The organism is Rhizobium sp. 01N447_2 (genome assembly GCF_056399245.1).
Window position 1 is genome coordinate 1 of the sequence record NZ_JBFTQY010000141.1, and the last position, 5,787, is coordinate 5,787.

Annotated in this window: 4 protein-coding genes and 1 pseudogene; 4 read left to right on the top strand and 1 reads right to left on the bottom strand. The window is 60.5% G+C overall.

Going from position 1 to position 5,787, the window contains the following annotated elements; genetic code table 11:
• Together AC1ECN_RS38030 and AC1ECN_RS38035 are read left to right on the top strand one after the other, a co-directional pair.
• On the top strand, positions 1-183 hold a 183-nt coding region (locus AC1ECN_RS38030; protein WP_477955970.1), incomplete at its 5' end, for a hypothetical protein.
• Positions 184-647: 464 nt separating this feature from the next.
• On the top strand, positions 648-3,188 hold the full coding sequence (locus tag AC1ECN_RS38035; RefSeq protein WP_130722264.1) for a methyl-accepting chemotaxis protein: 2,541 nt from the start codon (positions 648-650) through the stop codon (positions 3,186-3,188).
• A 169-nt stretch (positions 3,189-3,357) separates the two neighbouring features.
• On the opposite strand, the gene AC1ECN_RS38040 is transcribed toward AC1ECN_RS38035, so the two are convergent.
• Positions 3,358-4,209 carry a sugar phosphate isomerase/epimerase family protein gene (locus tag AC1ECN_RS38040; protein ID WP_130726100.1) on the bottom strand — a complete coding sequence of 284 codons (852 nt, stop codon included), beginning with the start codon at positions 4,207-4,209 and terminating at the stop codon, positions 3,358-3,360.
• A gap of 347 nt (positions 4,210-4,556) precedes the next feature.
• Between AC1ECN_RS38040 and AC1ECN_RS38045 the strand changes: the two genes are divergently transcribed.
• Positions 4,557-5,444: a sugar phosphate isomerase/epimerase family protein gene (locus tag AC1ECN_RS38045; protein ID WP_477955973.1), complete on the top strand. Its 888-nt coding sequence runs from the start codon at positions 4,557-4,559 to the stop codon at positions 5,442-5,444.
• A gap of 58 nt (positions 5,445-5,502) precedes the next feature.
• Positions 5,503-5,787: pseudogene (locus AC1ECN_RS38050) on the top strand (mandelate racemase/muconate lactonizing enzyme family protein); the annotation flags it as partial.

Here is a 5,787-nt window from a genome sequence, read left to right on the forward strand (position 1 = left end):
CGCGCCGATCCCTCAGATCTCGCAGATCAGCTGAAGCGAATGGGTCCCGATCAGGCTGGGGACATCGAGCGGATCCGCCAGGTCGTCCGCCTTGCCGACCGCAGTCATCGTGCAGAACTCACGCAGCAGATGGAGTTGGAGCGCTCGCTGAAGCGGGGCAGGACCTTGGGGCTTGGGATGTAGATGTTTGGGTCGGCTCAGGGATTTCGAGGAGGCTCAGGCTACCTCTTAGACACCTTGGCCTTGCGTCCCGAGCGGAACGGTTTTAGCTTCATCGCTCACCGGCCAGACCGCTTCTGCTGGTCCACGCCGCGACGACCGAGGAATTGGCGGGCGATCCCGAAGCCTAGTGCTTTGAATTGGCTGCTGGAGGAGGCGTCGACGTCGATCAACACCGCGGCTGCCCGCAGCAATGCAAGCCTGATGGCCATTGGCTGAGTAACGGGACGAGGGCGCTGAAAATGCGCCCTCGCCGCACATGCGCCAAACTCGACACCATTGACCATTTTTTTAACAGTTGTGACTACTGTGGCGGCTTGGCGCGATCCAGCTACCGGCGGTCATCGTGACATGACCGCTGGTGCAGTGAGCCAAGGCGAGGGGTCGCGCCGGAAAAGAGCCAATTTTTACTGGGGCGGGGGCCATCCATGGCGCTGATTGATCGACTGTTGCAACGCATGCGGATCGTGACGAAGATCCTCTTGTTTCTGGTGCCCCTGATCGTCCTGATAGCTGGCATCGGCCTTTTCGGTTATTTCACTGCCGGTACGCTCAACGGCCAGATGACCCTGACCCGGCAGACGATCGAAACCCTTTCCAGTTTTCAGCAACTGCGATCCGCGCTGACTGCGTTTACCGATCTTCCGAGTGCGGCCACGCGCGATTGGTTGATCGCCAGCATCTCGGATCAGGAGAAGGGCGCGGCGACACTTGATGCGATGTTGGCCGATCCGGCGCAGAAGCAACAGATCTCCGCGGTGCGCGAACTCGGGGCCAAGATGCAGGGCGGCGCCGACACATTATGGGCAGTGTCACAGGAGCGCGCCAATACGGAACAGGCAATCGACGACGAGGTGGCGCGGCTGTTTAAGGAAAGTCAGAGCGCCCGCCAGCAACTCGACGTGCTTCAGGATCAGGCGAACGGAAAAGAGGCCTTCGTCCGGGCACTTCTTCTCGATGCCTCGGCCTATAAGGGCCTCGGAGAGCGCATTGCGAAATTGCGCAAGGCAACCGCACGAGCAACCACCCCTGAGGATCTGGCCAAGGCCGTCAGCAGCCTGCTGCCACCGCTCGTCAAAGAAGCGGGCGCGAGTGTGACGCTTGCGTCCGAGAAGGCTCAAAGCCAGATCGCGTTGCTGAATCCACTCTTGGACAGGCTCGCTGCAATGGCCAAGGAAGGTAGCAATCTGACGCTGGACACTTACGCTCCCCTCGACCAGGAACTGCAATATCTCGAGGAGCAGTTTGCAAAGCTCGCCGCTGCCAATGCGGACACGGCAATCGAGCGCTTTGCCGGCATGGATGCGAGTATATCAACGCTTCGCTCGATGGTGGCGATCGTCAATGCCGCTTTCAAATCCATTGACGATCTGCGCTTGCACTTGAGCGAATTGAACAGACGGGTGGATGCCGAAGCGAGGGATGCGGTTCTCACAGATCTCAAGGCGCTGCGCGAAAGCGCTGCAAAGCTTGTGCCTTTGAGCGGGCGAAACGCCGCGTTGCAGGATCTTGCCAAGAAAATCGAGCCGTCGCTTTCCGCAATCGAAAAGCACACGTCGCTTTTGATATCGATCGCCGATCGCTGGCGGGGCAACAAGGAGGCCGCGACGGAGCTGGTGGCGTCGGCAAGTCATACGCTCGAGCAGTTCGTCAGCACGGCGCAGGAGAGCGGCAAGGAAATCAGCCAGCGCTCGGCGACAATGTCGCTGTCGGCAATGATTGTGGGCACCGTGCTAGCGATCATCGGCGGTCTCATGCTGATCGAAACGCTGCGCGGGCCGCTGATGCGGATCACCCAGACGATGATGAGACTGGCCGACGGCGATCTGAACGTCAAGATCGGCGACGGCAAGCGCGGCGACGAGATCGGCGACATGATCCGATCCGTCACCGTCTTCCGTGATCATGCGCTTGAGAAGACCAGGCTGGAAGAGCTTGCCGAAACAAACAGGGCGCGAGACGAACTGGAGCAAGCCCGCCGCGCGGCTGAGCAGGCGCGTATCGAGGCCGAACAGAGCGAGGCTCTCACCGCCCTGTCGGAAATGCTCGGCAAACTCGCCGATGGCAACCTTGCAGCTGTGATGAGCGAGGATCTGGCCACAGATTATGTCGCGATGGCGCGCACCTATAATCACGCCATCGATGCGCTGCGCCTGACGCTCGCCGAGGTGCGCAACACGACCTACGAGATCGCCGAGGGCAGCACCAACCTTTCCGGCGCCGCCGACGATCTGGCCCGCCGCACGGAACAACAGGCCGCGTCCCTCGAGGAGAGTTCGCGGGTGCTGGGCGAACTCACCGCCAGCGTGCGAACGACGGCCGAAAACGCCCGTCAGACGTCGCTTTCGGTCGCCGAGGCGCACCGCCAGGCGGAGCACTCCGCGGCCGTTGTCGCCAAGGCGATCGACGCCATGGGCGCCATCAACCGGTCATCCGAAAAAGTCACCAGCATCATCGGCGTGATCGACGAGATTGCTTTCCAGACCAATCTCCTCGCGCTCAACGCGGGTGTGGAAGCGGCCCGGGCTGGAGAGGCGGGCCGAGGCTTTGCTGTCGTCGCGCAGGAGGTGCGTGAGCTTGCGCAACGTTGCGCCACGGCCGCCCGTGAGATCAAGGGCCTGATTTCCACCAGCGCATCACAAGTTGGCGCAGGCGTCCAGCTCGTCGAGGAGACCGGCCAGGCGCTGTCATCCATCATGGACCGTTTCACCTCGATCAATGGGCTGGTGCAAGTCATCTCGTCTTCGACGACCACGCAATACAAGGGGATTGACGAGGTCAACAACGCCGTTCGCGATGTCGAGCACATCACCCAGCACAATGCCGCCATGGTGGAGGAAAACACCGCGGAGATTCATCGGCTCCGGCATCAGGTGGAAGTGTTGAACGAAAGAATCTCCCACTTTCAGACCGCCGATATCCGCAAGGCATCGCCCGCCGCCCGCCCCCCGATGTCCCTGGTTTCCTGAGGGGATGTCTCCTGAGCGGACGCCTTCGGAAATCTCTCCGATATGCAAGGGAACCTGGGTGCTCAATGAGAGCAGGCAGAAGTTGATTGCTCAGGCGTAAGGCGTGCCTGCCAGTGCAGCGTTCAGGCCGATGGTTCCCTTATCGACCGCGGCGAGAATCGGTTGGTAGTCATATCGCCGCGTGCCATCCATCGCGGATATGGCGGTAGCCTTCGCGATAGACCGATTCCGGTGTCTCGGAAAAGTCGCGCCAGACCTTTGTTGCGGCGGCGAGCTCCTTGAGCGCCCGGCCGAAGGCCTCGATTGTCAGCCACCCGTCGTAGCCGCTCGCGCGTAGCGCCCTAAACGTCTCCGCCCAGGGAATGTTGCCACGACCGGGTACGCCGCGGTCGTTCTCCGAAATGTGGACATGGACGATGTGATCACTGTTTCGCGTGAACGCGCCGATGGGGTCGGTCTCTTCGATATTGCTGTGGAACGTGTCGTACATGGCGCGGATATGCGGGTGTCCGACCGCGTCGATATGGGCCGCAAGATCGTCCATCGTGTTGAACAGGTAGCATTCGAAGCGGTTCAGCGCCTCAAGCCCGATCGTGATGCCATGCTTTGCTGCATGATCGCCGATCGCGCGTTGCGAGGAAACCGAGCGCTTGAGTTCCGCCGCGCTCGGTCCGCTGCCGGAAAATTTGCCGAGCGTCGAATGCAGCGGCCCGCTCAGCATCGTTGCACCCAGCGCATCGCTGCAGTCGATAGCCCATTTCATGTAGTCGATGCCGCGTCTGCGGGTCTGGGCGTCGGCGGCGATCAGGTTCATCTGCGGATCGCCCATGGCGGAAACGGCGGTCCGTTCCAGGCCGATCCGGTCAAGCATGTCTGCCAGCCGATGGTAGTCGTCGGGTGTGCCGGAAAAGATCGGGATCTCGACACCGTCAAACCCCGTGTCCTTGATATCGCGTAACAGTGCCTCGTGTTTCCGGCCGACACTTGTCGTCCAGAGGAACATGCACATGCCGATCTTCATCTCCCCTCCACTTGGCCCTGTGGCCACTGCGCGACGATTTCAACGCCCTATCACTTTTCCAGATCTGGTCATACCAAATCTTCGAATCTGGTCAAGCCAGTTAATTGCACGCTTGAGATGCTGGATTCGCGCCTAAGCGGGAAATGCAGGATTAAATATCGATCGTTTAAAGAAATATCGACCTTTTGGCCCCGTCTTGCAGAGGGTTAAGAATTGAGCTAGAGCTTTCAAATGACGAGAATTGGCCAAACCAGATTGCCGAGGATGGGCGAGAGTGGCCAACGACAACATGACCTTTTGCCGCCCGATTGGCGGTGGACCGTGCTGCACCTGTCTGGGAGGACCTTATGCATCTTTCGACACACAACTGGATGCGGGCCGAGCCGCTCGCCGTCACGCTGAAGCGCATCAAGAAATATGGCTACGAAAGCATCGAGATATCCGGCGAGCCGGCACAATACGACGTCAATGAGACGCGCGCGCTGCTGAAAGAGCACGGCATCCGCTGCTGGGGTGCCGTCACCCTGACGCTCGGCGAGCGCAATCTTGCCGCCAGGGATGAAGGCCAGCGCGCCAGGTCGGTGGACTATGTCAAGAGCGTCATCACCATGGTCAGCGAACTCGAGGGGGAGATCGTCACCCTGGTGCCGGCGACCGTCGGAAAGGTGGTGCCGGATGGCACCGAGGAAGAAGAGTGGACATGGGTGGTGGACGCTACCAAGGAGTGTTTTGCCCATGCCCAGAAGAGGGGCGTGCGCATTGCCGTCGAGCCGCTCAACCGCTTCGAGACCTATTTCTTCAACCGTGCCGCCCAAGCGCTGGCGCTCGCCGATGCCGTCAGCCCCGAATGCGGGGTTTGCCTTGATGCCTTCCACCTGAACATCGAGGAGGAAGACATGTATGAAGCGATCCGGCTCGCTGGAAAGCGCCTGTTCGATTTCCACGTCGCCGATAACAATCGTTTTGCCGCCGGCCTCGGCCAGCTCGACTGGCCGAAGATCRTCGGCACGCTGAAGGAGATCGGSTAYGACGGCGCSSTCACCAACGARTTCGTSGCKCCGGTCGACCGYACGCCGGCCTCAAAATATCCGGACATGGTCGAGCGCAACCCCGTCGATATTCCCCCGGAGCAACTGAAATTTATCCAGGACCACGGCTCGAGCCTTCTCACTGAGAAGTTCTACGACGATCAGATGCGGATCACTGCCGAGACGATCCTGCCGCTGATCAAGTAACGAACGGAAAGAATATGCCCTGCGGCTCGCGGGCCGTGAGGGGCAGGGGATCCGAGACATGCGCATCAAGACCGTAGAGGCCTGGTGGATCAAAATTCCCATCGAGGCGAGCCGTCAGCACCGCAGCGACTTCGGCCGACTGACGACCTTCGATAGTGCGATCCTGCGGATCGAAACGKACGACGGCATCGTCGGCTGGGGAGAGGGCAAGAATGCCGCGGGCAGTTCGGGAACCTATGGCACGCTGGTCCACATGCTCAATCACGAAATTGGGCCGAAGCTCATCGACCGCGATCCCGCCGACATCTCCACCATATGGGAGATGCTCTATAACGGCGTACGC

What these genes read in the sequence shown, in the direction of transcription:
- AC1ECN_RS38035 (WP_130722264.1), top strand. Translation starts at nt 648, where the DNA reads ATGGCGCTGATTGATCGACTGTTGCAACGCATGCGGATCGTGACGAAG.
- AC1ECN_RS38040 (WP_130726100.1), bottom strand. Translation starts at nt 4,209, where the DNA reads ATGAAGATCGGCATGTGCATGTTCCTCTGGACGACAAGTGTCGGCCGG.